Raw genomic sequence first — 24,407 nt, 5'->3', positions numbered from 1 at the left:
TTGATAGCGTCCTCAGCGCTGCGGCAAAGCCTTACGCTCTAGAAGCGAGCAATGATTGTCGCTTCCAGCCGGCGTTTCAGCGGATCGTCGATCGACCAGCGGTCGAACAGGTTGCGCACGCCCAGCCGCAGCTCGGTCTCGGAGGCGCCGGGCGGACGCGGCAGGCTCCAGCCCAGCGCCAGGTCCACCGTCGTGCGCGCGGCCAGGGATGTGGGGCCGTTGGCGCTGATGTAGCGGGCCGTGGCCGAGGCCGCGAAGCCGGGCGTCGACCAGCGTACGCCAGCGGCTCCGCGCCACTCGGGCGCCCCGCCGTCGGGCGTGCGTTTGCCCAGCCAGTTGTCGGGCGCGGTGCGCAGGGTCAGGGTCGGTTGCCAGGTCGCCGTGGCGCTGAGGCTGAGGCGTCCGCCGGCCAGGTCAAGGTCGTGCTGGGCGGTCATGTCCACCGCCTGGACCAGGCTGGCGCCGCTGTTCTCGTTGAGGTCGCGCACCTCCAGGATCTTGCCGCCCGTATAGCCCTTGGCCCGGTCGGCGTCGGTCAGCGGCGCGCGGACCACGGCGCCCGGATAGCGGTCCTCGTTGAGGATGTAGAAGTCCGCGCCGCGATAGACGCTGACCAGCAGGTCGTGGCCCTCGATACGCGTGTAGTCGACCGACAGCCGGGTGCGCGGGATCAGCGGCGAGGCCAGCACCACGCCCGCCGTGTAGGTGCGGGTCTGGTCCGGCTTGAGGTCGGGCGAGCCGCCATAGACGCCCCAGAACCAGCCCTCGGCCGAGATTGGCGCGTTCGGATTGCGCTTGGGATCGATCATGTTGCTGCCGTTGGTGTCCCGCATGTTCATGAACATGGTGGGCTCAGGCAGCTGGGCGCCGGAGGCGTAGGCCCCGCGCAGGAGCAGGCCCCGGACCGGCTCGGCCTTCAGCCCGACCAGATAGAGATCGGCGGACTTCTCCACGGCGGCATAACCGCCGTATTCGATGCGGATACGGCCGGTCTGGCGGCGGGCGGCCGCCTGTAGCTCCAGGCCGCGCACGCCGAAGACCTCCTCCAGCGGCGCGCGCAGCTCGGCGAACAACGACCGCGAGCGCATCGACAGGTGATGGCTGGCCGCGCCGGCCATGTGCGGCATGCCCTCCCACAGCTGCTGGGCGGTCAGGGACAGGGTGACGTCGCGGTCCTTGAGCCGGGCGATCGGTCCCGAGGCGCGCAGCGAGATGTCTTCCAGTCGCGTCCCGCTCAGGGGCTCGGCGGACGCGCCTTGGGTCGCATAGCCCTTGAGGTCCGCCAGGAACTTGGCCTGGTCGCCAAAGGGATTGGGCGCGGGCCGGCCGTCGGGCATGACCCCGTCGGCGACGCTCTGGAAGGTCTCGTAGGGAAAGCCGTAGTCGCCGCCCAGATAGCGAATGCGCGAGGAGCCCACGGCGTAGTCGACGCCGCCGCGCCAGCGGGCCGGCAGGTCGAACACCAGGCCCGCCGTGACGCGGCGCGTGATCGTCCGGGTGTCGGTGGTCCCGAAGGTGTGGGGCACGGGCGCGACCAGCTCGATCTGGCTGGATCCCGAGAACCGGACCCCCGCGCCCTGGCCCGGCGTCAGCCAGGTGTAGAAGCCGCCATAGGGCGCGAAGAACGAGTCGTGGCTGGCCAGGTAGATGTAGTCGACATAGGCCTCGGCCCCGCTCCACAGCCGCTGGCGCAGATTGGCCAGCACCGCGTCGCTGCGGCTGTCGGCCGACAGCTGCCGGTCCTTGTGGCCCTGGGCCAGGCCGGGGGCGGAGAGGCCCGCATTGCGGATCAGCACCGCCTCGATCGGTTCGCGGCCGTCATAGTCGGCGGGGATGTAGCTCTTGGTCATCGAGACGCCGCCGACCGTGAAGGGGCCGCTGGCGCCGAACAGGGTGGTCCCATTGCCCGGCGGGCTGTTGTAGCTCTGGCCGGCCTTCAGCTGGGAACCGTCCAACGGCGCGGAGGCCTCGATCCGGTCGCCGACCGTGACGCCGTTGAAGCGCCTTTGGCCGTAGCGGACCATCATCGCCGTCCCGCCGCTCTTGGAGCTCCAGCCCAGGCGGGCGTCGAAGCGACCGTACTCGCCGTCGCCCTTCTTGCCCGCGCCATAGGTCGCGGCGACCTCGGCGCCGCTGTAGTCGCGATCCAGCACCAGATTGACCACGCCATTGACCGCGCCCAGGCCGTAGAGCGCGCCGCTGCTGGAGCCCAGGGTCTCGATGCGGCCGATCGCGGCCAGGGGGATGGGGCCGATATCGGCCTGGGTCATCTGGTTGGCGGTCGGGATGGCTGGCATGCGCCGCCCGTCGACCAGCACCAGTGTCGCGGCCTGGGCGTTCGGATCGCGGAACGAGAAGTTCGAGCGCGAGGGCGGCAGGCCGCGCAGGCGGGTCGGGACGGACTGGTAGCTGTAGGTGTTGGCGGTCAGCCAGGTCTGCAGGAAGTCGTCGGCCGACAGGCTCTGGGCGCCCCGCAGCGTGCTGCGCTCATAGACCTGGTAGGGCTGGATGTCGTCGGGGTCGCGCGGCTGATCGACGTTCTGGCTGCGCACGCCGACGATCAGCAGCTCGGGCAGGGCGATCGGCGGCTCGGGCCGTTCGGCGGGCGCATCGGGCCGCAGGCGCACGACATAGACGCCGGGCTCGGTCCGCTCATAGGTCAGGCCGGAGCCCGCCAGCAGTTGCTCAAGCGCCTGGGCCGGCGTCAGGCGGCCGCGCAGAGGCGGCGCGCGGCGCTCGCCGACCACGGCCGGGGCGGCCAGGATGTCGACTCCGATCTGGCGGCCCAGCTCGCCCAGCGCCCGGCTCAGCGGCTGAGGGGGCAGGACGATCGTGGCGGCGCGCTCGGCTGCGGTCGCTGACGCTGTGAGGACGCAAGCGTACAAGACCGCCAATAGAGATCGCCGCAGAAAGGTCACCCAGCCCCGTTTTCGCCCAGACATTGACAGCGCTGCTTTAGAGCGAACGCTGTTATTTGGGCAAGCGCGTGGGAGTTGAAAGTTTTGCTAAGGTTCAGTGCGCGGCGCGGGCGGCCAGGGCGTGGTCGATCACTGCCCGGACCTTGGGCGACAGTTGCCGCGTGGCGGGATAGAGGGCGTAGAGTTCTCGGTCCTCGACCCGCCAATCCCCCAGAGACAGTTCCACCAGCTCCGAAAAGCGCCCGGCCAGGCCCTTGGGCAGATAAGCGACGCCCAGGCCCTGGCTGGCGGCCAGCGCGCCCAGTGACAGGTCGTCGACCGAGGCCCCGAGGGTGCGCGGCGCGACGGCCAGGGTCTCGCCGCCGGCGTGGACGAACCGCCAGGCCAGGATCGGCGGGGTGACGACGGCGGGCAGGCGGGCCAGGCGCTTGGGGTGATCCAGGCTCGCGGCCTCCGGATGCTTGGCCAGGAACTCCCGGCTGGCCCAAAGGCCGTAGGGCGCGGTCCACAGCTTGCGCGCCACGTGGCGGCCCTCGGGCAGCGGGGCCAGTTGGAAGGCGACGTCGATCCCCTCCTCGATCAGGTCCGGCGATCCGTTGGTCAGGCGCAGGTCCATGACGAGGTCGGGATGCTTGGCCGCGAAGGCCAGCAGGTGCGGGGCGAACTCCTCGTTGCAGACATGGTGCGGGGCGGTGACGGTCAGCTTGCCCGACAGGCGGCTGTCGCAGACGTCCAGGCCGCGGGCGGCGGCCTCCAGCTCGTCCATGGCCGCGGCGGCGCGATCGACAAAGGCGCGGCCGTCGTCGGTCAGGCTGACGGCGCGGGTGGTCCGGCGCAGCAGCTGGGTCTTGAAGCGTTCTTCCAGGGCCGCGACCCGGCGGCTGACCGTGCTGGTCGGCAGGCCCAACGCCTGGGCGGCGGCGACAAAACTGCCCTCGCGCGCCACCCGCAGGAAGATCGCCACGTCGTCATAGCCCAGCATGCGCGGCTCCTCGTTCGCCCAGGAGATCGGCGCGGCGAGGGTCTAGCGCAAGATTGGCGATTGTCCCGCTGGCGGAAAACAGAGCTCCCGACGGGGCGATTGTCCCGACGTGCGATGGTCTTCATCTGACGCTCCGAGTTCAACGGAGCACCGCCATGAAAGCCCTGGTTCAAGATCGTCTCGGTTCGCCTCTCGACGTCGTGGCGTTGCGGGAGGTCGCCCAGCCCGTCCCCGCGCCCGGAGAGGCCCTGGTGCGGATGGTCGCCGTCGGCATCCATCCGGGCGACTTCTTCTACACCCAGGGCCAGTACCCGGAGGCCAAGCGGCCCAGCCTGCCCAGCCAGATTGTCGGCAACCACGGCGTTGGCCGCGTGGTCGAGGCCGGCGGCCGCGCCGATCTCGCGCCCGGCATGCTGGTCGCCTTCAGCGCCACGCGGCTGTGGGCGGAGTTCGTGACTGTCGACCCCGCCGCCCTGGTCCCGCTGCGGGGCGACTATCCCGTCGAGCGCGCCGCCCAGTTCATGCCGGCGGTCACCGCCCGCGATCTGCTGGAGGCCTCTGAGGTCCAGGCCGGCCAGTGGCTGGCGGTGACGGCGGGGCATTCGCTGGTCTCGACCCTGCTGATCCAGATGGCCGCTCGCCGTGGCGTGAAGGTGGTCGCCATCGTCCGTCGCAAGGTCGAGGGCCGCGACCTGACCGCTCTGGGCGCGGCGGCGGTGATCGAGCTGTCGGCGCTAGAGGTTCCGCTGGCCGACGCCGTGCGCGCGGCGATCGGCGACGAGACCCTGTCCGGCGTCGTCGACGCCATCGGCGGGCAGGTGCTGACCCAGCTGCTGGAGGCCCTCGGCTTCCGAGGCCGCGCGGTGATCGTCGGCGCCTACGACCTGGCGCCGTTCCAGACCAACGCGCTGCGGGTGCTGATGCAGGACCAGCTGATCCGGGCGTACATCTACCGGTATTTCTTCGAGACGCCGCCGGTTAGCGATGCGGCGTGGATCGCGAGCGTGCTGGAGGAGCTGGCCGACCCGACCGTGGAAGTGCTCATCGCAGGCGTGCGACCATTCACTGACTTCCGCGCCGCGTTGGAGGAGACGGTGCGCGCGCCCGAGCGAGGCAAGCAGGTGCTGGTGTTCTAGGAGAGCTTCTCCAGCGTCAGCATGTCCTCGCGCCCGGCGAAGTACTTCACCAGCGCCTGCCCGAACACCGGCTCCTCCGGAGCCGCCGCCTGGAACAGCGTCAGGCTGGAACGCAGCTTCAGGTCATCCGGCGAGCCGAACACCGCGTGGGCGTCGCGGCCGGGCAGGGCCAGGAGGGTTTCGACGGCTTCGACCAGGCGGGGGCCCAGCACGGGGTGGGCCAGGTAGGCGCGGGCTTCGGCCAGGTCGGCGATGGCGTAGAACTGCGCGGTCGGGCTGCGGCCCAGGCCGGCGATCTGCGGGAAGACGAACCACATCCAGTGGCTGGTCTTCTGGCCGCGCCGCAACTCGGCCATGGCGCGGTCGTAGGTGGAACTCTGGGCGTCGACGAAGCGGCTCAGCGGATTGGGGGGACGTGGCGCGGCGTGACCCATGGCGGTCTCCTCACCGTCAGGCGGCGAAACGCTTCGCGACCCAGTCGATGAACACTCGAACGCGCGGGGACAGCTGTCGGCTGCGTGGATAGAGCAGGGAAACCGGCGTCGGGGTCGGAAGATGGTCGGCCAGGACCTCGACCAGGGTCCCGTCGGCCAGGCAGTCCTCGACCCGGTAGCGGGGCGCCTGGATCAGACCCAGGCCCAGGAGGCCCATGGCGACGGTGTTCTCGGCCGAATTGATCGTCACGTCCGCCTCCACCGCGACCTGGCGGACCTTGCCGTCCACGGTCAGCTCCAGCGGGTAGATGTGACCGGTCGCGGCGTTGAGGAAGCCGACCATGCGGTGGCCCGCGAGGTCGTCGGGCGTCCTGGGCGTTCCCCGCCGCGCGAGATAGGCCGGCGCGGCGCAGGTCACTTCCGGCAGCAGGGCCACGCGCCGGGCCACCATGGCGCTGTCGGTCAGGTCGCCCAGGCGCAGCACGCAGTCGACGCCCTCGCGGACCAGGTCGATCAGGCGGTCGCCCTCGGTCATCTGGATCTTCAGTTCGGGATAGGCGGCCAGGAAGTCGGGCAGGCCCGGCAGCACGAACCGCCGCGCCAGCGCGCCCTGCACATCGACCCGCAGCAGGCCGGTCGGGGTGCGCTGGCGAAAGGCGCCCTCGGCCTCCTCCAGCTCGTCCAGCAGGCGCAGGCAGCGCTGGTAATAGGCCTCGCCGTCCAGGGTGGGACTGACCTGGCGGGTGGTGCGCTGGAGCAGCCGCACGCCCAGCCGCGCCTCCAGCTGCTGCACGGCCTCGGTGGCGGTCGAGCGGGGCAGGTCGAGGTCGGCGGCGGCCTGGGTGAAGCTGCGGCGCTCCACGATCCGGGTGAACAGGCGCATGGCCTCGAACCGATCCAACGCCGCGCGCTCCTATTATTCGACAATGCGAATAGTCATGTCGTGTTTGGCTGAATTATTCAACTCAGGCGAAGGCGCATGGTCGCTCCATCGAAGGAGACCAACCATGACCCAATCGACTGAGAACAAGGTGGCGCTGGTGACCGGCGCCTCGGGCGGCATCGGCGCGGAGACGGCCAAGCGCCTGGCCCGCGACGGCTTCACCGTCATCGTCAACTACGCCGCCAACGCCGCCCCCGCCGAGGCTACGGTGCGCGAGATCGAGGCGGCCGGCGGCAAGGCCATTACCGCCCAGGCCGACGTCAGCGACCCGGCTGCCGTGCGCCGGCTGTTCGACCACGCCGAGGCGGCGTTCGGCGGCGTCGACGTCCTGGTCAACAACGCCGGGATCATGAAGCTGGCCAGCCTGGCCGACACCGACGACGCCTTGTTCGACCAGACCATCGCCGTGAACCTGAAGGGCGTGTTCAACACCCTGCGCGAGGCCTCCCGCCGCCTGCGCGACGGCGGCCGGATCATTAATATCTCGTCCAGCGTCGTGGGCCTGCTGCCGGTCAACTACGGCGTCTATGCCGCGACCAAGGCGGCGGTCGAGACCATGAGCGCCATCCTGACCAAGGAGCTGCGCGGGCGGAACATCACGGTCAATTCCATCGCGCCCGGCCCGACAGCCACCAAGCTGTTCCTGGACGACAAGCCCGCCGAAGTCATCGAGCGCCTGTCCAAGGCCGCGCCTCTGGAACGCCTGGGCCAGCCCGAGGACATCGCGTCGACCATCGCCTTCCTGGCCGGTCCGGACGGGGCCTGGATCAACGGCCAGACCCTGCGCGTCAACGGCGGCATCATCTGAGAAGGAGCCCTGTCATGAGCAAGCAAGTCATCCTCGTCACCGGCGCTTCCTCGGGCTTCGGGGCGCTGACCGCCCGCGAACTGGCCGGCGCCGGCCACACCGTCTACGCCTCGATGCGCGAGACGACGGGGCGCAACGCCCCGCAGGTCGCCGCCGCCGCCGACTACGCGAAAGAGCACAGCGTCGACCTGCGCACCGTCGAGCTGGACGTGGCCTCGGAGCCTTCCGTCCAGGCCGCCATCGTCCAGATCGTCGCTCAGGACGGCCATCTGGACGTCATCGTCCACAATGCCGGCCACATGAGCTTTGGTCCCGCCGAGGCCTTCACGCCCGAGCAGTATGCGCAGCTGTTCGACGTCAACGTCCTCTCGACCCAGCGCGTCAACCGCGCCGCCCTGCCGGTGCTGCGCCAGCAGGGCAGGGGCCTGGTGGTCTGGGTCTCGTCCAGCTCGACGCGAGGCGGTACGCCGCCGTTCCTGGCCCCGTACTTCGCGGCTAAGGCGGCGATGGACAGCCTGGCCGTCTCGTACGCCAGCGAGCTGACCCGCTGGGGGATCGAGACCTCGATCATCGTGCCGGGGGCCTTCACCAAGGGCACCAACCACTTTGCCCATGCCGGCAAGCCGGCCGATGCGGCGGTGGCCGGGGCATACATGGACGGGCCATACGCCGGCGTGGCCGAGGCGGCGCTGAACGGCCTGGCCGCGCTGGAGCCCGCCGACGCAGATGCCGGCGAGGTGGCCAAGGCCATCGCCCGCGTGGTCGACACGCCGTTCGGCCAGCGTCCATTCCGGGTGCACATCGACCCCTCGCAGGACGGGGCCGAGATCGTCAACGGCGTGGCGGATCGCGTGCGGGCCGAGCTGTTCTGGCGGGTGGGCCTGCAGGACCTGCGGAAGCCGGTGGTGAAGTAGCGCGGACGAAGATCCTCCCCCGCGATGCGGGGGAGGTGGCCCAGAGGGCCGGAGGGGGCCAGCACGGCCGACCTCCAGCTAGCCCCCTCAGTCGCTCCGCGACAGCTCCCCCGCATCGCGGGGGAGCATCTGTTGACTCCTGATCATACTGTGTGACATACAGTGTGCGTCACACACCATGTGATGCACACTATGTGGCGCACACCCCATGCCGACCGATACGGACATCTTTGAATCGCTCCGACAGGAGCTGCGGCGGGGGACGCTGATCCTGGCCGTGCTCGCCCAGCTGCGGGAGGAGCGTTACGGCTACAGCCTGCGCCAGGCCCTCTCGACCGTAGGTGTCGAGATCGACGAAGGCGCGCTCTATCCCATGCTGCGTCGGCTGGAGAGCCAAGGGCTCCTGGCCAGCGAATGGCGCGAGGAAGACAAGCGCAAGAAGCGTTTCTACCAGCTGTCGGCGGAGGGCCGGGCGGTGCTCGTCCGTCTCGCCGACGAATGGCGCGCGATCAACGCCGCCCTCGAGCCGCTGCTGTGATGCCGGCTCCACACCATTCTCAAGGGGACAAGACCATGAGCGATCTGATCGATCGTTATCTGGCGGCCGTGGCCGCCCTGCTGCCGAAGGCCTCGCGCCAGGACATCGTCGCCGAGCTGCGCGACCTGATCATGAACCGTGTCGAGGAGAAGGAGGCGGCGCTGGGCCGTCCGCTCGACAAGGCCGGCACGGAAAGCCTGCTGCGCGAGATCGGTCACCCGATCGCCGTGGCCGGCCGCTACGGCCCGCACCGCGCGCTGGTCGGGCCGGAGATCTATCCGTTCTGGCTGTTCGCCGTGAAGGTGCTGCTGGCCATCGCCGCCCTGGCCACGGTGGTCCCGGCGGTGGTGGTGCTGATCGCCGGCCAGGGTAACAACCATCGGATCGGCGGCATCCTGTCGGACTTCATCCCCACCGCGCTCAGCCTGATCGGCACGGCCACGGTGATCGCGGCGGCGGTCGAGCGCGGCTGGATCAAGGTCGGCGACTTGGCCAACTGGAAGGTCAGCGATCTGCCCGTCCTGCCGGAAGGCAAGGACTGGATGGGCGGTGGCGACTGGACCTGGTCGAGCTGGACCGGCGGCAAGGGCTGGTTCGCCAAGACCCGTTTCGAAGCCGTGTTCGAACTGGCGGCCGTCGCCTTGTTCATCGCCTGGTGGACCGGCGCCCTGCCGTTCCCGATGGAGCGGATCGTGCACGCGCCCGACGGTTTCGGCGTTGTCGTGAGCCCGGTCGTCCTGGCCCTGCACTGGCCGATCCTGGGCCTGGCCGTCCTGCAAGGCTTGTCGGCTCTGATCCTGGTGATCCAGCCGGCCTGGGTGCGAGCGCGGGCGGCGACCGAGATCCTGGCCGCGCTGGGTGGCCTGGCGATCAGCGCCATCCTGTGGCCCGCCTTCCCGCTGGTCACCTTCGTGACGAACGGCGACCACGCGGCCGACTTCGCCAAGCTGCAGCAGGTGGTCGACACGACCTTCATGGTGATCCTGGCAGTCGCCGTGGCGGCCAACGTGACCAAGCTGTTCGTCGACGGGTGGCGGCTGGTGAAGGGGCGGTAGGGCGGCGAGGGCGGGGCCGACAGTTCGTCCGGAACCCGCCCAATCCGCGCGGCCAATTAAGCAAGATTGTTAAGGTTTATGACGTCGTGGAGTATCGATGCGGCGCCGCCGAAGTTACGCGACGAAAGTCCGAGCAAAGGCGTGGCAAGGGTTTTTGATCCACAAAAAAACGCCGATCGCACTTGTCGAGCTTTTCGCTACGATTCAACGCGTTAACAATTTGACTGTGCGACTTCTAAGCGCAGACGCCATGCTGCAGTGCGGCAAGTGCTTGCGAGTCGTTCATGGATACGTCATAAGCCCCATCAAGCAGGATCTTGGCCACAGCGTGTTACGGCCAGTCCACCCGCTTCGAAGGGTTCCCCGCCAGTGAATTTCGGGGGTTTCGAGGTGGTTTTTGTCGGGGGGCCGGAGCGCCCTCGCCGCGCAGGACGCTAGTTTTGTATATCAAGTCGCAGACGCGCGCGGACGCGCGCGGGCTGGTCGGCGCCGTATTGGTCGGATCCATCACGGGTCTGGCTCTGGGCGGCGTTTACCTTCTGGGTGGCCTGGCTCAATCGGCCTCCACCCACGCCCGCGTCGCCCGATTGGCGGAAGGCGCATCGGGGGATTTCTCCGACGCGGCCATGCTGAGCGCTTCTACGCGTATGGACCCCGGCGCGCTCGCCGTGGCCAAGCGTCACGATCCTTATCTGTTTGCCGCCCTCGACGATCAGCGCGACCGCCAGTCGGCCATGCTGACCGCGCGTCTGGAAGGCGCCAACCTGCGTCCCGGCCAGTCGGGTCGCACCGGCCCGCTGATGCTGCGCGCCAGCTTCGGCTCTGCATTCAACCCCGGGATCGCCGGTCCGTTCCAACTGCGCAATGCTTTGGAGAGCTCGCGCGAGCTGGAATGCCTGGCTGACGCCGTCTATTACGAAGCCCGTGGCGAGACCCCCAGCGGCCAGGCGGCCGTGGCCCAGGTGGTCATGAACCGCGTGCGTCACCCGGCCTTCCCGAAGTCGATCTGCGGCGTGGTGTTCCAGGGCGCCTATAACCGCACGGGCTGCCAGTTCAGCTTCGCCTGCGACGGCTCGATGCGCCGCGCTCGCGACGTCGGCGCCTGGTCGCGGGCCCGCAAGGTCGCTTCGCGCACCCTGGCTGGCGAGATGTCCAGCGCGGTCGGTTCGGCCACGCACTTCCACACGATCAATGTCTCGCCCGGCTGGGGTCCGCGTCTGCTGCGCGTCGCCCAGGTCGGCATGCACATCTTCTATCGTTTCGGCCGTCATGGCGCGTCGTCGGGCAGCTTCGCCCCGTCGCACCTGCCGACCGTCGACGACATCGCCCCGTCCGAGATCGCCAGCCTGACGGCTGATGGTCGTCCGCCGGTGGTCTATGCCGCCAGCGCCATCGGCCGTCTGGAGCCGGCGTCGAACGCGCCGGGCATGGGCGGTCCGGTCGGCGCGCAGGTGACCGAGCCGGCCTCGGCCCCGATCGCCACGGCGCCCAAGACCCAGGCCACGCCGGTCAAGGCCCTGGTCCCGACGTCCGACCGTCCGCTGGACGGCCTCAAGACGACAGTAGGGGCTGCGAGCGGAGCCGCTTCCTAACGGCATTGGGCATGTGGCTGCTGGCGAAGCGCATCTGCTTCGCCCGCTTGCCCACGAAGTAGTGCAGCGCCTTGCCGTGCGCGGCCTCCCAGACCACCTGGGCGGCGTCCTCCACCGGATAGACCTCCAGGCCGCCGGCGCGCAGAGCGTCGGCCATCTGCTCGTTCGTGCCTGAGGTGCCGGCGTTCAGGATCGGCGTCTCGACGAACCACGGCATGACGCAGGCGACGCTGACGCCGTGCAGGGCGTATTCGACGTCCAGCGCCTCCGACAGGCCCCGCACCGCGAACTTGGTCGCCGAATAGACCGCCAGCTTGGGCGAGCCGTACAGGCCCGCGCACGAGGCGATATTGATCAGTCGCCCGCCGGCGCTTTTAAGGAGCGGCAGGCCCGCGCGGGCGCCGTTGATCACGCCCTTGATGTTGACGTCGATCTGGATGTCGCAGTCGGCGTCGGACAGGTCCTCCAGAACCCCGAAGCGGGCGACGCCGGCATTGTTCAGGATCACGTCGGCCTTACCGCCGGTCTCGCGGCCGAAGTCGCCTAGGGCGTTGGTCCAACCCTCGCGGTCGCGGACGTCCAGCGGGTGGACGCTGCCGTTGTCGGGACCGATGGCCTGGTGCGCCGCCGAGAGGCCGGCGCGGTCGATGTCCGACAGTCCGATGAACCAGCCGGCCCGCGCGAAACGCTTGGCGCAGGCCAGGCCGATGCCGCTGGCGGCTCCGGTGATGAAGATGGATTTCCGGCCGTCAGCGGCCATGGCGTTCCCCTCCCGTATCATTGTTATCAATGATCAGAGACCCGGAGGGGCAGGGTGGTCAATGGAGAAAACGGAGGGTCCGAAACCTCGTCCTTCGACAAGCTCAGGATGAGGTTTCTACTGATGCGGTTTCAAAAGTAGTCCTCACCCTGAGCCTGTCGAAGGGCGAGGACGGACCCGCAGACGCTTAGTCCGTCTGGTCGTCCACTTCGGCGTCCGGGCCGTTCTTCTTGATCGACTCGATGGCGTTCTTGGCCCCGGCTTTCGAGGAGTAGCCTTCGGTCCAGAAGATGTTCTCGCTGTTGTAGGTGAAGTAGGCGACGAACTCGCCCGCCTTGTTCTTCTTGATCAGAAACTTATGGGCCATCGGTCTTCTCCTTGAGGAAGGAACAGGAAGTCATCGGCCCCACCCGATACAGGGACCGTCGCCTTCCAGACACGACCCTGTCAATCTCGGCTTTGTAACGTCCGCCGTGAGTCCCCGATGACCCAGGAACACCTCGACCAGCTGTCCCGCGAACTGCTCAGCCAACCCTATGCCGAGCTCAGCGACGTGCAGAAGCGGGTCATCGACCTGATCCTGCACGAGGAGCCTTCCGACGAGCCCGACGAGGACGACGACAACACCTTCTGGACCCGTCTGGCCGACCGGGTGGCGGCGATCGGCGGCTCGTGGGGCTTTATCGGCGGCTTCGGCGCGGCGCTGTTCCTGTGGATGGGGCTGAACCTGGCGCTGGCCCCGTTCAAGCACGCCTTCGACCCCTATCCCTTCATCTTCCTGAACCTGCTGCTCTCGACCCTGGCGGCCATCCAGGCGCCGGTGATCATGATGAGCCAGAACCGCCAGGCGGCGAAGGACCGCAAGACCGCCGAGCACGACTATGCGGTGAACCTGCGCGCCGAGCTGGAGATCATGCGGGTGATCGACAAGCTGGACGCCCTGCGCAGCGACGAGCTGATGGTGCTGTGCCGCGAACATGCCGCCCGGCTGAGCGAGCTGCAGACGGAGGTGGCGCGGCTGCGGGCGGAGCGGCCGGCGTGAGGGTCGCCACCGCTCAGTTCGCCGTCAGCGCCGACATCGCCGCGAACCTGGCGGCGGTCCAGCGGCTGATGCGCCAGGCCAAGGCGGCGGGGGCGGATGTCGTCCACTTCTGCGAGGCGGCGCTGTCGGGCTATGCCGGCGTCGACTTCGAAAGCTTCGACGGTTTCGACTGGGACGCCTGCCAGGCCGCGACGCGGGCGGTGATGGGGCTGGCGGGAGAGCTGGAGCTCTGGACCGTGGTCGGCTCGGCTCATCGGCTGTCGGGCGGGCACAAGCCGCACAACAGCGTCTATGTGATCGACGCCTCGGGCGCGCTGGTCGACCGCTACGACAAGCGGTTCTGCGCCGGCGATGCGGAAGGACTGACAGGCGATCTGGCCCACTACACGCCCGGCGATCACTTCGCGGTGTTCGAGATCGGCGGCGTCCGGTGTGGGGTGCTGGTCTGCCACGATTACCGGTATCCGGAGCTCTACCGGGCCTATCACCGGCTGGGCGTGCGGATGATGTTCCACGGCTTCCATGCGGGCGGGCTGTCGGCCGAACGGTTCGCGGAGATGGAGGCCGGGGTCGGCACGCATCTTCTGACCGGCGGGACCACGTTGCCGGCCATCACCATGCCCGCGGGCATGATCGCCAGCGCCTCGAACAACAACATGTGGATCAGCTGCCCGAACTCGTCGGCGCCCAGGAGCTGCTGGCCGTCGTTCTGCGTGCGGCCGGATGGGGTGATCACCGGGGTGCTGGAGGCGCAGACGGAAGGGCTGCTGGTGTCGGAGGTCGACCTGGCGGCCGACATTTACGACAGCACTGTCGCCTGGCGGGACCGGGCGATCGACGGGGTGTTGAACTCGGGGGCAGTGGTGACGGATCCGCGGTCGGGGGATCGGCGAGCGGTGTAGCTCCTACGTGTCATCCCGGCCGCAGCGAAGCGGAGAGCCGGGACCCAGGGCAACCGCAATACGCCGGCCCCTGGGTCCCGGATAGCCTCTGCGAGGCTTCCGGGATGACACGCTTTGGAACTAAGAACTACCGCCAGGTCCAGTAACACACCCGCTCACGGTGGCCGTGGCGCCACTCGCGGTGGCAGACCTTGACCTTGTGGCCGCGGTGGTGGCGGCCGCGATCGTAACGCACGCGATCGTAGCGGCCTCGGTCATAGCGGTCGTGGCGTTCGTGCCGATCATAACGGTCACGACGGTCGTGGGCGTCGGCGGCAGCGGGAACGCTGACCACCAGGGCCGAGGCCGCGATGACCGCGACGCTCAGCAGTTTCATGACGGACATTTGTCCTCCAAGGATCGATGGTCCCTCGATCGGTAACCACGATCCTTGCCGGTCGTTGCAAGACTATGTCCGAAATGTACGGCTGAGCTTTCGAATTAGCGGCGGGTCACCCAGTGGCAGACCTTGGTCTTGTGACCGTGATGGCGCTCCCACTTGCAGACCTTCACCTTGTGCGGCTTGCCATGGTGATAGGGGGCGGCGCTGGCGGGGACGGCGAGCGTCAGGGCGGCGGCGACCAGGGCCGAGGCCCCCAGCATCTTCGCGACGGTCATATAGATCTCCGGGATGAAGGTTTGTGTCCCCCGACCTGGGCACCGTCCGCGCCCTGTGTTGCCGGCCGATGTCGCCGTGTTTCAGCTTGCTTTCGCCGCGCGTCTCAGCGCCTGCGGCGGCTGGCCATAGGCGCGGATGAAAGCCCGGCGCATACGCTCGCTATCGCCAAAGCCGGTCTCCAGCGCCACGTCCTCGACCTGCAGCGGGCCTGAGTCCAGCAGGGCGCGGGCGGCCTCGACCCGCAGGCGCTCGACGGCCTTGGCGGGAGTGACGCCGGTCTCCTGGGCGAACAGGCGGGCGAAGTTGCGCGGGCTCATGGCGGCGCGGTCGGCCAGTTGCTCGACAGACAGGGCCTCGGCCAGGTTCTGGCGGGCCCAGGACAGCAGGGCGTCGAAGCGGCCGGGGCGCAGGTCGATCAGCGCCGAGTGCTGCGACTGGCCGCCGGGGCGGTGGTGATAGACGACCAGCTGCTGGGCCGTGCGGCGGGCGACGGCCTCGCCCTCGTCGGCGCCGATCAGGGCCAGGGCCAGGTCGATGCCGGCGGTGATGCCGGCCGAACTCCAGATCGCGCCGTCCTGGATGAAGATCCGGTCCGGCTCCAGCCGGATCTTGGGATAGCGCCGCTGGAAATCCTTGGTCCGGCTCCAGTGGGTGGTGGCGCGCTTGCCGTCCAGCAGGCCGGCCTCGGCCAGGACGTAGGTCCCGGAGCACACCGAGGCCACGCGCCGCGACAGCCGCCCGGCCTCGCGCACGAAGGCCAGGGTGTCGGCGCAGGTGGCCGGGACCTTCACCCCGTCGCCGCCGGAGATCAGCAGGGTGTCCAGGCGCGGGCAGTCGGCCAGGGCGGTGGTCTGGATCACCACGCCGGAGGAGCTGGGCGTCAGGCCGCCGTGCAGCGACAGGAAGTGCAGGCTGTAGGCGCCGGGCGACAGGCGGCCGGCGATCTCGAAGGCCGCGATGGGGCCGGTGGCGTCCAGCAGCTGGAAGCCCGGATAGACCAGAAACCCGATGGCGCGAGGCATGGCTGAAACCGTGGGAACTATGTCATTTCTGACGGAGGCTAACTGAACCATGTTCTTCCGGCAATCATGACGGAGACCATCGCATGAGCCAGCCGCTACAAATCGTGATCGCGCTCTTTCCGGGCGTGACCCACCTGGACTTCACCGGTCCGCACCAGATCCTGTGCCGCCTGCCCGGCGCCAAGGTGACGGTGGCCAGCCTGGAGGGTGGCGAGATCGAGGCCGACGGCCTGGTCTTCGCGCGCCTGCCCAAGCTGTCGGATATCGAGGCCTGCGACCTACTGCTGGTGCCGGGCGGCTTCGGGACCACCGAGGCGATGGGGAACATGGACTTCATCGCCGAGATCCGGCGGCTGGCGGACGGGGCGCGGTACGTGACCTCGGTCTGCACGGGCTCGCTGGTGCTGGCGGCGGCGGGGCTGCTGAAAGGCAAGCGGGCGGCGTGCCACTGGGCGTGGCGGGATCAGCTGGCGCTGTTCGGCGCGATCCCCGATCCGTCGCGCGTCGCGCGGGACGGGCGCTACATCACCGGCGGCGGCGTGACGGCGGGGATCGACTTCGCCCTGACCGTGGTGGCCGAGCTGGCGGGGGATGACATGGCGCAGAGCATCCAGCTGGCGGTGGAGTATGCCCCGGATCCGCCGTTCAACGCCGGGCGGCCGGAGACGGCGCCGGAGGCGGTGCTGCGGCGGGTGTCGGGGATTTACGGGAAGGGGATGGAGGCGCGCGAGGCGGCGGCACAGCGAGCCGCCGCAGCCCTCTGAGCCCTCCCCCTTGATGGGGGAGGGTTGGGTGGGGGTGAGCAGGGCCGTGCAAGCGGAACCGCCGCATCACCCCCATCCCCGGCCCTTCCCCCATCAAGGGGGAAGGGAGAGGTCAGCCGATCTTCACGCCGGTCATCGAAATCGCCGCGAACACGTCGTCATTGAAGAAGCTCACAGCCTCCCCAGTCTCCTGCGCCCCCAGCACATAAAGCAGCGGCAGGTAGTGCTCGGCGCTGTTGATCGAGATCTCGGCGTCAGGGCCCAGCGATCGCCAGTCGATCAACGGATCATGATCCCCGGCCACAATCAGACGCTTCGCCGTCTCATTGAACCGATCCGCCCATTCCGGCGCTTCGGGCCGCCGGAAGTCCGCCGCCCGCAGGTTATGGACGATGTCGCCGCTGCCCATGATCAGCACGCCTTCGTCCCGCAACGGCGCCAGGCGACGCCCCGCCTCATAGTGCCAGCGGTCCGAGCGCCCACGATCCAGGCTCAGCTGCACCACCGGCACGTCTGCGTGCGGATACATCGGCTTCAGCACGCCCCAAGCGCCGTGGTCCAGGCCTCGGGTCGGATGCTGCACGACCGGATCAGGCGACAAGAGCTCGACCACCCGCGCCGCCAAGGCCGGATCTCCCGGCGCGCGGTACTGGACGTCGAACAGCGCCTGCGGGAAGCCGCCGAAATCATGGATCGTCTCCGGCGCTTCCGAGGCGCTGACCGCCGAGGCGCCGCGCGTCTCCCAGTGGGCGCTGATCATCAGCACCGCCTTGGGCCGCGGCAGCTCGACGCCCAGCCGCGCCCAGTCGCGGTTCCAGGCATTGTCCTCGATGGCGTTCATCGGCGAGCCGTGGCCGACGAACAGGACGGGCATGCGAGACATGGAAGGGGACCCATCAGAAACAGTAGAAGTTGCAGATAGTGTCCGCGACGCCATACCGCAAGACGACCTTCCGGCGACGGCTTTTCCGGGGGCGGCGCCTTTGCTATGGCCACCCTCGTGACCGCCCCGCTTTCCCAGATTCCTTCGGAAACACCCTCTGGCGAACCGCAAGCCGCGGTCGTCTTGGAGCGTCCCGATAGGGAGGCCGTGCGCGGCGGATCGCTGGACTTCCTGCGTTTCCTGGCCTCGCTGCTGATCGTCGTCTACCACTATGGCGCCGAGAGCCCGATGCGGATCGAGCGTTTCGGCCAGGTGTTCTCGCGCGGCTTCCTGGCCACCGACTTCTTCCTGATGCTGTCGGGCTATGTGCTGGGCCGGGCCTATGGCGGTTCGGTGCTGAGCGGCCGGGTCAGCCCGCCGCGCTTCTGGGTCCGCCGCGCCGCGCGGGTGTGGCCGGGGCACCTGGTGGTGCTGGGCTTCCTCGCCATCCTCGTTTTGCTGCTCAACACCGTCGGCACCGACGCCCACAAGCCCAGCCGCTTTGCCTGGGATCAGCTGCCGGTCCAGGCGCTGCTGATCCACGCCTGGGGCTTCCCCAGCGATGGCTGGAACCTGCCCAGCTGGTCGCTGTCGGCCCTGATCGTCTGCTACGCCCTGTTCCCGTTCTTCTGGAAGACCGTCAGCAAGGTGCGCCACGCCTGGATCCTGCCGCTGGGCGCGGCGGTGATCCTGGGTGTGTTCGAGATTGTCGCCCGCAAGGTCTTCCACCACCCGCTGCCCGACCTGCAGTTCCAGTACGGCGTGGTGCGGGCCCTGCCGCTGTTCATCCTGGGCGTCTGCCTGGCGCGGGCCGTCGACATGCGCTGGCCGTCCGAGCAGGCGGCCAAGGCGCTGCTGTGGGGCGGCGTCGCCTTGCTGGTCATCACCCAGCCGCTGGATCGTTACGCCCTGCCGGACCCGTGGCTGTTCGACGCGCCATCGCTCTTGGCCATCGCCATGATCGTGCTGGGCGCCGGCCGCCTGCCGGTCAAGCAGCCGCGCAAGTGGATCGAGGAGGGCGCCAAGCTGTCCTTCGCTCTCTTCATCACCCACATCTTCGTCGGCGTGATCTACTGGAGCGCCGTGCACGAGCTGATCGACAGCGTGCCGATCGGCATCGGCTGGCAGTGGCTGATGTGGCTGGCCGGCTTCCCGGTCGCCTACGGCGCGGCCTGGCTGTTCCACACCTATATCGACCAGCCGATCCAGGACCGGCTGCAGCCGCTTTTGAGGAAATAGAATGACCCGGCACATCCCCCTCCAAGGCGTCGAGAACTTCCGCGATTTCGGCGACTACGCGGCGGGGGAGGGGCGCCTGAAGAAGGGCGTGCTGTTCCGGGCGGCCCACCAGGCCGAGGCCACCGACGAGGACCTGGCGGCCCTGGCGGCGCTGGGCATCGTCACCCTGGTCGACCTGCGCCGGCCCAATGAGCGCGAACGTTCGCCCTCGCGCCGCTGGACGGGTTTCGCCGCCCAGGTGATCGACAACGAGATGGGCGCGACCGGCCCCGATCCGTGGCTGGAGTTCATCTCCAGCGCCGAGCTGACCGAGGCCTCGGTCCACACGTACATGGACGAGTACTACCGCCGCCTGCCGTTCAAGGAGCGGCACATCAATCTGTTCCGCCGGTTCTTCCTGGCGCTGGCCGAGGCGAAGGGCCCGGCCTTGATCCACTGCGCGGCCGGCAAGGACCGCACCGGCGTGCTGGCGGCGCTGACCCACCACATCGCGGGCGTGGGTGATGACGACGTCATCGACGACTACCTGCTGACCAACGACCCGGGCCGCTTCGACCGCCGTGGGCATGCGTTCATGGACCATATCGCGGAGGCTACCGGCCGGCGTCCGTCGGAGGCGGCCATGCGCGCGGCGATGGGCGTCGAGGCGCGGTACCTCGCGGCGGCGTTCGAGGTGATCAAGGATCAGCACGGCAGCCTGGATGGGTATCTGGAGCAGGCGGTGGGGCTGGATGCCAAAACCCGCGAGGCCGTCAGGGCTCATATTCTCGCCTAAACCTCCGTGTCATCCCGGAAGGCCGAAGGCCGATCCGGGACCCAGGGGCCAAGCGCAGTGAGGCCGCCCCTGGGTCCCGGCTCTCCGCTTCGCTGCGGCCGGGATGACACGAATGGTAAGGTGACAAACGTCTGTTTAAGGTCCAGCCTCCCCTGACGGCCCCGACAGAGGGCCGAGCATCATCAGGGTTGCGGTATGAGCGAGTTGGCGGGTTCGGCTCCGGGCATGAACGATGTCGCGGGTGACGACATCCTCGTCCCCATCCCCAAACAGAAGCTCTCCCGCAGCGCGCTCAGCTGGATCCTGCACCAGGGCACGCGCGACCCCTACGTCATCCTGATCACCATCTACGTCTTCGCGCCTTACTTCTCGCGGGTGCTGGTCGGCGATCCGGTCAAGGGCCAGGCGGTCGTCGCCGACATCTCCACCGTCTATGGCCTGCTGACCGCCCTGATCGCGCCGATCCTGGGGGCCTCGATCGAGCGCTTCGGACCGCGCAAGCCGTTCATGGGCCTTGTTTTGGCGATCATGGTCCCGGTCCTGTACGCCCTGTGGCTGGCCAAGCCCGGCGGCCTGCCGGTCGACCTGGTGGGGCTGGCGCTGATCGTCCTGGGCGTGGCCTATAACAGCGGCGACGTGCTCAACAATTCGCTGTTGTCGCGCTCGGCCGCGCCGGGGCAGGAGCCGGTGCTGTCGGGCCTGGGCTACGCCGCCGCCAACGGCCTGTCGGTCAGTCTGCTGATCTTCGTGATGTGGGCCTTCGTGCTGCCGGGCATGGTGCCGTGGTCGTTCGTGCCGGCCTCGCCGCTCCTGGGTCTCAGCCAGGCCGACCACGAGCCCAGCCGCATCGTCGGCCCGCTGGCCGCCACGGTCATGCTGCTGGGCGCGATCCCGTTCTTCCTGTGGACCCACGACGCACCCCGCACCGGCGTGTCCCTGACCGGCGCGGTCAAGGAAGGCGTGAAGCTGATCGCCGACACCTTCGGCAACCTCAAGGGCCATGCCGACGTCGCCAAGTTCCTGGGCGCGCGCATGCTCTATTGCGACGGCATGACCGCGCTGCTGATCTTCGGCGGCCTGTTCGCGGCCGGGCTGATGAAGTGGGGCGAGCTGGAGATGCTGGCCTATGGCATCTCGCTGTCGATCTTCGGGGTGCTGGGCGGCCTGATCGCGCCATGGTTCGACAAGACCTTGGGGCCGCGTCGGGCGATCCAGCTCGAGGTCGGCATGTGCATCCTGGTGCTGCTGGGCACCCTGGGCATGGGCCGCGAGAAGATCCTCTACCTGTGGACCTGGGACGCGGCGACCCATCCGGCCGTCTGGAACGGGCCGCTGTTCCGCACCCTGCCGGAGATCATCTATCTGGGCATGGGCCTGCTGATCGCCGTCTTCGTCACGGCGCAGTACGCCTCTAGCCGCACGCTCTTGGTGCGCCTGGCCCCACCGGATCGGATGGCGGCGTTCTTCGGCCTGTTCTCGTTGTCGGGCACGGCGACCATGTGGCTGGGCTCGCTGCTGGTGGCCCTGGCGACCAAGATCTTCGCCAGCCAGGTGGCGGGCTTCATCCCGATCGCGGGACTGCTGGCGCTGGGGTTGGTGGGGCTGTTCACCGTCAAGGGCGGGGGACGGGAGACTCAGCACTAGCCCCCACCTGACCTGCTGACGCAGGTCTGTCCGCCCCCAAGCGGGGCGGAGAGGAATCTCTCCTCCCCCTCTTGGGGGAGGGGGACCGGCGAAGCCGGTGGAGGGGCTTTGCACAGCCTGCTACACCGCCCGAATGCGCCGCGTCGCCCTCCTTACCGCCCCCTGGCGTGAGCCGGTCTGGGCGCTGGCTCCATTCCGGGATGAGCCGTACGCCTGCGCGCTGGTGACGGGCGGGCAGGGGCGGTGGTCGTATCTGCTGCGGGCGCCGGATGAGACATTCAGCATTGCCGAGGATCCGTTCGGCGCGTTGATGGACCTGCTGGGCCCCCGCCTTGCCGGTGATCCTGAAGGGCCGCCGTTCCAGGGTGGCGTCGTGGGCTTGGCATCTTACGAGCTGGGCGACCGCGTAGAGGCGTTGAGCCTTGGCCGCACCGATTGGCCCGACCTGATCTGCGCCCGTTATCCGGCCCTGCTGGCCTTCGACCATCATGCGCGGCAGGTGGTCGCGGTTGGGCGTGGCGACACCGACGCCCAGGCCGCCGCGCGAGCCCGGGCGGCGCTGGCCTGGCTGGACGCCCCGACCGCCGACCGCCCGGAACCCTCCGGCCCGCTCTGCCCCGACCTCACCGCCTCCGACGGCGAAGCCTATGAGGCCGCCGTCGCGCAGGTCGTCGACCGTATCGTCGGCGGCGAGATCTTCCAGGCCAATATCGCCCGCGCCTGGACGGGGCGCCTGGCCGCCGGCGCCGATCCGTTCGACCTGTTCGTCCGCCTGCGCGGCCAGAGCCCGGCGCCGTTCTCGGCCTATCTGCGCCTGCCGGGCCGGGCGCTGGTGTCCAACTCGCCCGAGCGGTTCCTCAAGCTCGACCCGTCCGGCGCGATCGAGACCAAGCCGATCAAGGGCACCCGCCCGCGAGGCCGCGACGCCGCCGAGGACCAGGCTCTCGCCGCCGAACTTCTGGCCAGCGACAAGGACCGGGCCGAGAACCTGATGATCGTCGACCTGATGCGCAACGACCTGGCGCGGGTGTCGCCGCCGGGCAGCGTCCGCGCGCCGGAGCTCTTCAAGGTCGAGAGCTTCGCCAATGTCCATCACCTGGTCTCGACCGTGACCGCGCGGCTGGCGGAGGGGCGGACCGTCGCCGACCTGCTGCGGGCCAGCTTCCCGCCGGGATCGATCACCGGCGCGCCCAAGGTCCAGGCCATGAAGGTCATCGCCGGCCTGGAGCCGCCGCGCGGACCCTATTGCGGCAGCCTGTTCTGGGCCGGCTTCGACGGGGCGTTCGACAGCTCGGTGCTGATCCGCACCGTCGGCCTCGTCCAGGACGGCGAAGGCTGGCGCTTGGAGGCCCGCGCCGGCGCCGGCATCGTCGCCGACAGCGACCCGCACGGCGAACGCCTGGAGACCGAGGCCAAGATCGCGGCGCTGAAGAAGGCCCTGACCGAATGATCCCTATCGAAGATCGCGGCCTGCTGCTGGGCGATGGCCTGTTCGAGACCCTGCTGGCCCTCGACGGCAACCTGCCGCACCTGGCCGCCCACCTCGACCGCATGGCCGCTGGCTGCGCGGTGCTGAACCTGCCGTTCGACCGCGAGGAAGCCGAGCGTGTGGTTCGGGGGACGACGCCGGAGGAGGGCCGGTTCGCCATCCGCCTGACCCTGACCGCCGGCTCGGGCGGTCGAGGCTTGGACCGTCCCGCCGCTCCGGTCCCGGTCCTGTTCGCCAAGGCCGCGCCCTCGGCCCCGGTCACGACCCCCGCCACGGCGATCATCGCGACCACCCGTCGCAACGAAGGCTCGCCGGCCTCGCGGCTGAAGACCCTGAGTTATCTCGACAACGTCCTGGCCCGCGCCGAGGCTGCGGCCGCCGGCGCCGACGAGGCGGTGATGCTGAACAATCGCGGCGAACTCGCCTGCGCCGCCGCCGCCAACCTGTTCTGGATCAAGGAAGGTCGCCTCTTCACCCCGCGCCTGGATTGTGGCGTGCTGGCGGGGATCACCCGCGCGCGGCTGCTGGCCTCGCACGCGGTCAAAGAGGTCGCCGCCGGGATCGAAGCCCTGGAAACCGCCGACGCGATCTTCCTGACCAACAGCCTGATCGGCGTGCGTGAAGTATCCCGGCTCGGCGCCAAAGAGTTCGTGCCGAATTCTCTGGTGAATACTCTGCTCTAGCTCGCGCTGTTCCACAGCACCGCGTCCGCCTTGCGCGGGCGCAGGTAGTAGGTGCGGTTGAAGGTCAGGCCCGAGGGCAGGAACATCTTGATGGCCGGGGTGTAGGTGTAGCTGACGCGGGCCATGATCACGCTCTGGCTGGCCGGCAGCACGCCGGTGGAGACGTCGGTCAGGACGGCGCCCGCGGCCGGGCAGTTGGTCATGCCGGTGACCGAGGGCCTGGACCAGGCGACGGTGTCCTTGCCTTTCGAGTCCGAGGTGACGCTGAGCAGGCACATCTTCAGCGCGCCCGTGGTCGGGAACGGCGCCATGATGGTGTTGCCGATCTTGAAGATGTCGTCGATCTTCAGCGGGCCGGTCTGGGTGCCTTGGGCTACCAGGTCGCCGATCGCCGAGGCGATGTTGGACAGGCGCCGCTGGGCCAGCATGGCCTGCGTCAGCTCGGCCATGCCGCAATACAGGGTGATCAGGATCGGCGCGATCAGGGCGAACTCGACGGCGGTCGCGCCGCGGCGGCTGCGCCAGAAGGTCTTCAGGCGAGAGGGTTTGCGCGCGCTCATCAATAGGGCTCGTTGGAGAAGGCGGTGGCGGCGTAGATGATCCGCTTGCCGTCGGACGATTGCAGGCCGGTGCTCAGCAGCGGCGTGATCAGCGGCCAGGTGTAGTAGGCGCGGATCAGCACGATCGAACCCTGCGAGCCCGGATCCCAGCTCATCGTCGCGGGCACGGTCAGGTTCGCGGACGAGGTGTTGGTGCTGGCGAAGTCGCTGAAGGTGCGCACGTCGATCCGCAGCGCGCCCTGGCACCTGGAGCCCAGCCAGCTCAACTTGTTGCAGACGGCGGTCTTGAAGCCGGCGGCCGTGCCGCCGGTGGTCTGCAGCTCGCCGGTGCGGATGGTGCGGCCCACGTCGGAGACGGCGGTCTCCAGCGTCAGCGAGACCAGGAACACCAGGCCCAGCTCGATGATCCCGAAGACCAGCATCAGGAAGGGGATGGCGACGAGAGCGAACTCGACGGCGGTGGCCCCGCGCTCGGCGCGCGAGAACCGGTCGAGATGGCGGGCCAGCCGCTGCCTGGCGCGGGCGAGAATGCGGGCCATGTGGCGAAATTCCCTTCGGACCCGGACGGGTCGGTCGAGGGAAAGACTAGCCGAACGATCCTAACGGCGCGTTAGGCGCGCGCCCGCG

At 69.0% G+C, this 24,407-nt stretch carries 26 protein-coding genes and 2 pseudogenes; 15 read left to right on the top strand and 13 right to left on the bottom strand.

Annotation, left to right across the window (positions count from 1 at the left end; translation table 11 throughout):
* Positions 1-38: 38 nt before the first annotated feature.
* Together AC07NF_RS25750 and AC07NF_RS25745 are read right to left on the bottom strand one after the other, a co-directional pair.
* Positions 39-2,894 carry a TonB-dependent receptor gene (locus AC07NF_RS25750; RefSeq protein ID WP_494633932.1) on the bottom strand — a complete coding sequence of 952 codons (2,856 nt, stop codon included), beginning with the start codon at positions 2,892-2,894 and terminating at the stop codon, positions 39-41.
* Positions 2,895-3,012: 118 nt separating this feature from the next.
* The gene (locus AC07NF_RS25745; protein ID WP_494633934.1) at positions 3,013-3,900 is read right to left on the bottom strand and encodes a LysR family transcriptional regulator; all 888 of its coding nucleotides are present in this window, start codon (positions 3,898-3,900) and stop codon (positions 3,013-3,015) included.
* A gap of 155 nt (positions 3,901-4,055) precedes the next feature.
* On the opposite strand from AC07NF_RS25745, the gene AC07NF_RS25740 reads away from it, so the two are divergent.
* Entirely contained in the window at positions 4,056-5,036 is a 981-nt protein-coding gene (locus AC07NF_RS25740) for a quinone oxidoreductase family protein (protein WP_494633936.1), read from the top strand.
* On the opposite strand, the gene AC07NF_RS25735 is transcribed toward AC07NF_RS25740, so the two are convergent.
* On the bottom strand, positions 5,033-5,470 hold the full coding sequence (locus tag AC07NF_RS25735; protein WP_494633938.1) for a DUF1810 domain-containing protein: 438 nt from the start codon (positions 5,468-5,470) through the stop codon (positions 5,033-5,035). The two genes, AC07NF_RS25740 and AC07NF_RS25735, sit on opposite strands and share 4 nt — an antisense overlap.
* Before the next feature lie 16 nt (positions 5,471-5,486).
* Positions 5,487-6,371, bottom strand: a complete 885-nt coding sequence (locus AC07NF_RS25730) for a LysR family transcriptional regulator (RefSeq protein WP_494633940.1) — start codon at positions 6,369-6,371, stop codon at positions 5,487-5,489.
* A 106-nt stretch (positions 6,372-6,477) separates the two neighbouring features.
* On the opposite strand from AC07NF_RS25730, the gene AC07NF_RS25725 reads away from it, so the two are divergent.
* The 5 genes from AC07NF_RS25725 (at position 6,478) to AC07NF_RS25705 (ending at position 11,320) form a co-directional block, all read left to right on the top strand.
* On the top strand, positions 6,478-7,221 hold the full coding sequence (locus AC07NF_RS25725) for an SDR family oxidoreductase (RefSeq protein ID WP_494633941.1): 744 nt from the start codon (positions 6,478-6,480) through the stop codon (positions 7,219-7,221).
* A 14-nt stretch (positions 7,222-7,235) separates the two neighbouring features.
* A complete protein-coding gene (locus tag AC07NF_RS25720; RefSeq protein ID WP_494633943.1) occupies positions 7,236-8,135 on the top strand; it encodes an SDR family oxidoreductase in 900 nt (299 codons plus the stop codon).
* 208 nt (positions 8,136-8,343) lie between these two features.
* A complete protein-coding gene (locus tag AC07NF_RS25715) occupies positions 8,344-8,673 on the top strand; it encodes a PadR family transcriptional regulator (protein ID WP_492814739.1) in 330 nt (109 codons plus the stop codon).
* Positions 8,674-8,708: 35 nt separating this feature from the next.
* The gene (locus AC07NF_RS25710; RefSeq protein WP_494633945.1) at positions 8,709-9,728 is read left to right on the top strand and encodes a hypothetical protein; all 1,020 of its coding nucleotides are present in this window, start codon (positions 8,709-8,711) and stop codon (positions 9,726-9,728) included.
* Between the two features lie 440 nt (positions 9,729-10,168).
* Entirely contained in the window at positions 10,169-11,320 is a 1,152-nt protein-coding gene (locus tag AC07NF_RS25705; protein WP_494633947.1) for a cell wall hydrolase, read from the top strand.
* On the opposite strand, the gene AC07NF_RS25700 is transcribed toward AC07NF_RS25705, so the two are convergent.
* A complete protein-coding gene (locus AC07NF_RS25700; RefSeq protein WP_494633948.1) occupies positions 11,280-12,110 on the bottom strand; it encodes an SDR family oxidoreductase in 831 nt (276 codons plus the stop codon). The genes AC07NF_RS25705 and AC07NF_RS25700 overlap by 41 nt on opposite strands.
* A 157-nt stretch (positions 12,111-12,267) precedes the next feature.
* Entirely contained in the window at positions 12,268-12,447 is a 180-nt protein-coding gene (locus AC07NF_RS25695; protein ID WP_492814747.1) for a YegP family protein, read from the bottom strand.
* Positions 12,448-12,564: 117 nt separating this feature from the next.
* On the opposite strand from AC07NF_RS25695, the gene AC07NF_RS25690 reads away from it, so the two are divergent.
* The 3 genes and pseudogenes from AC07NF_RS25690 to AC07NF_RS25680 form a co-directional block, all read left to right on the top strand.
* Positions 12,565-13,122, top strand: a complete 558-nt coding sequence (locus tag AC07NF_RS25690; protein WP_492814749.1) for a DUF1003 domain-containing protein — start codon at positions 12,565-12,567, stop codon at positions 13,120-13,122.
* Positions 13,119-14,024: a carbon-nitrogen hydrolase family protein gene (locus tag AC07NF_RS25685; RefSeq protein WP_494633951.1), complete on the top strand. Its 906-nt coding sequence runs from the start codon at positions 13,119-13,121 to the stop codon at positions 14,022-14,024. The genes AC07NF_RS25690 and AC07NF_RS25685 overlap by 4 nt, the downstream gene beginning before the upstream one ends.
* An 8-nt stretch (positions 14,025-14,032) precedes the next feature.
* A pseudogene (locus tag AC07NF_RS25680) lies at positions 14,033-14,106 on the top strand (hypothetical protein); the annotation flags it as partial.
* A gap of 45 nt (positions 14,107-14,151) precedes the next feature.
* On the opposite strand, the gene AC07NF_RS25675 reads toward AC07NF_RS25680, so the two are convergent.
* The 3 genes from AC07NF_RS25675 to AC07NF_RS25665 form a co-directional block, all read right to left on the bottom strand.
* Positions 14,152-14,409, bottom strand: coding sequence for a hypothetical protein (locus AC07NF_RS25675; RefSeq protein ID WP_492814753.1), 258 nt, complete (start codon positions 14,407-14,409; stop codon positions 14,152-14,154).
* 95 nt (positions 14,410-14,504) lie between these two features.
* A complete protein-coding gene (locus tag AC07NF_RS25670; RefSeq protein ID WP_291871492.1) occupies positions 14,505-14,681 on the bottom strand; it encodes a hypothetical protein in 177 nt (58 codons plus the stop codon).
* 81 nt (positions 14,682-14,762) lie between these two features.
* A complete protein-coding gene (locus tag AC07NF_RS25665) occupies positions 14,763-15,704 on the bottom strand; it encodes a GlxA family transcriptional regulator (protein ID WP_494633954.1) in 942 nt (313 codons plus the stop codon).
* Between the two features lie 83 nt (positions 15,705-15,787).
* Here AC07NF_RS25665 and AC07NF_RS25660 point away from each other — a divergent pair, with 83 nt between their 5' ends.
* On the top strand, positions 15,788-16,468 hold the full coding sequence (locus AC07NF_RS25660; RefSeq protein WP_494633955.1) for a DJ-1/PfpI family protein: 681 nt from the start codon (positions 15,788-15,790) through the stop codon (positions 16,466-16,468).
* A gap of 112 nt (positions 16,469-16,580) precedes the next feature.
* On the opposite strand, the gene ygiD is transcribed toward AC07NF_RS25660, so the two are convergent.
* Entirely contained in the window at positions 16,581-17,351 is a 771-nt protein-coding gene (ygiD, locus tag AC07NF_RS25655; protein WP_494633957.1) for a 4,5-DOPA-extradiol-dioxygenase, read from the bottom strand.
* 117 nt (positions 17,352-17,468) lie between these two features.
* On the opposite strand from ygiD, the gene AC07NF_RS25650 reads away from it, so the two are divergent.
* Positions 17,469-18,629: an acyltransferase family protein gene (locus AC07NF_RS25650; RefSeq protein ID WP_494633989.1), complete on the top strand. Its 1,161-nt coding sequence runs from the start codon at positions 17,469-17,471 to the stop codon at positions 18,627-18,629.
* Between the two features lies 1 nt (position 18,630).
* On the top strand, positions 18,631-19,404 hold the full coding sequence (locus AC07NF_RS25645) for a tyrosine-protein phosphatase (protein ID WP_494633959.1): 774 nt from the start codon (positions 18,631-18,633) through the stop codon (positions 19,402-19,404).
* On the opposite strand, the pseudogene AC07NF_RS25640 reads toward AC07NF_RS25645, so the two are convergent.
* Positions 19,401-19,531: pseudogene (locus AC07NF_RS25640) on the bottom strand (hypothetical protein). The gene AC07NF_RS25645 and the pseudogene AC07NF_RS25640 overlap by 4 nt on opposite strands.
* Before the next feature lie 68 nt (positions 19,532-19,599).
* Between AC07NF_RS25640 and AC07NF_RS25635 the strand changes: the two are divergent.
* From AC07NF_RS25635 to AC07NF_RS25625, 3 genes are all read left to right on the top strand, one after another.
* Complete coding sequence (locus AC07NF_RS25635; protein ID WP_494633961.1) at positions 19,600-21,048, top strand: MFS transporter; 1,449 nt, start codon at positions 19,600-19,602, stop codon at positions 21,046-21,048.
* A gap of 133 nt (positions 21,049-21,181) precedes the next feature.
* On the top strand, positions 21,182-22,498 hold the full coding sequence (pabB, locus tag AC07NF_RS25630; protein WP_494633962.1) for an aminodeoxychorismate synthase, component I: 1,317 nt from the start codon (positions 21,182-21,184) through the stop codon (positions 22,496-22,498).
* Positions 22,495-23,220, top strand: a complete 726-nt coding sequence (locus tag AC07NF_RS25625) for an aminotransferase class IV (protein ID WP_494633964.1) — start codon at positions 22,495-22,497, stop codon at positions 23,218-23,220. The genes pabB and AC07NF_RS25625 overlap by 4 nt, the downstream gene beginning before the upstream one ends.
* On the opposite strand, the gene AC07NF_RS25620 is transcribed toward AC07NF_RS25625, so the two are convergent.
* Both AC07NF_RS25620 and AC07NF_RS25615 read right to left on the bottom strand, forming a co-directional pair.
* Positions 23,217-23,780, bottom strand: a complete 564-nt coding sequence (locus AC07NF_RS25620) for a TadE/TadG family type IV pilus assembly protein (protein ID WP_494633966.1) — start codon at positions 23,778-23,780, stop codon at positions 23,217-23,219. The two genes, AC07NF_RS25625 and AC07NF_RS25620, sit on opposite strands and share 4 nt — an antisense overlap.
* Positions 23,780-24,319 (bottom strand): TadE/TadG family type IV pilus assembly protein, encoded by a 540-nt coding sequence (locus AC07NF_RS25615; protein WP_492814775.1) that lies wholly within the window; start codon positions 24,317-24,319, stop codon positions 23,780-23,782. Before AC07NF_RS25615 ends, AC07NF_RS25620 begins: the two co-directional genes overlap by 1 nt.
* Positions 24,320-24,407 lie beyond the last annotated feature (88 nt).

The sequence above is a fragment of the Caulobacter sp. GW821-FHT10A06 genome, assembly GCF_059415805.1.
The sequence above is the reverse complement of the archived record's forward strand: the minus strand, read 5'-3'. Positions and strand labels throughout refer to the sequence as shown.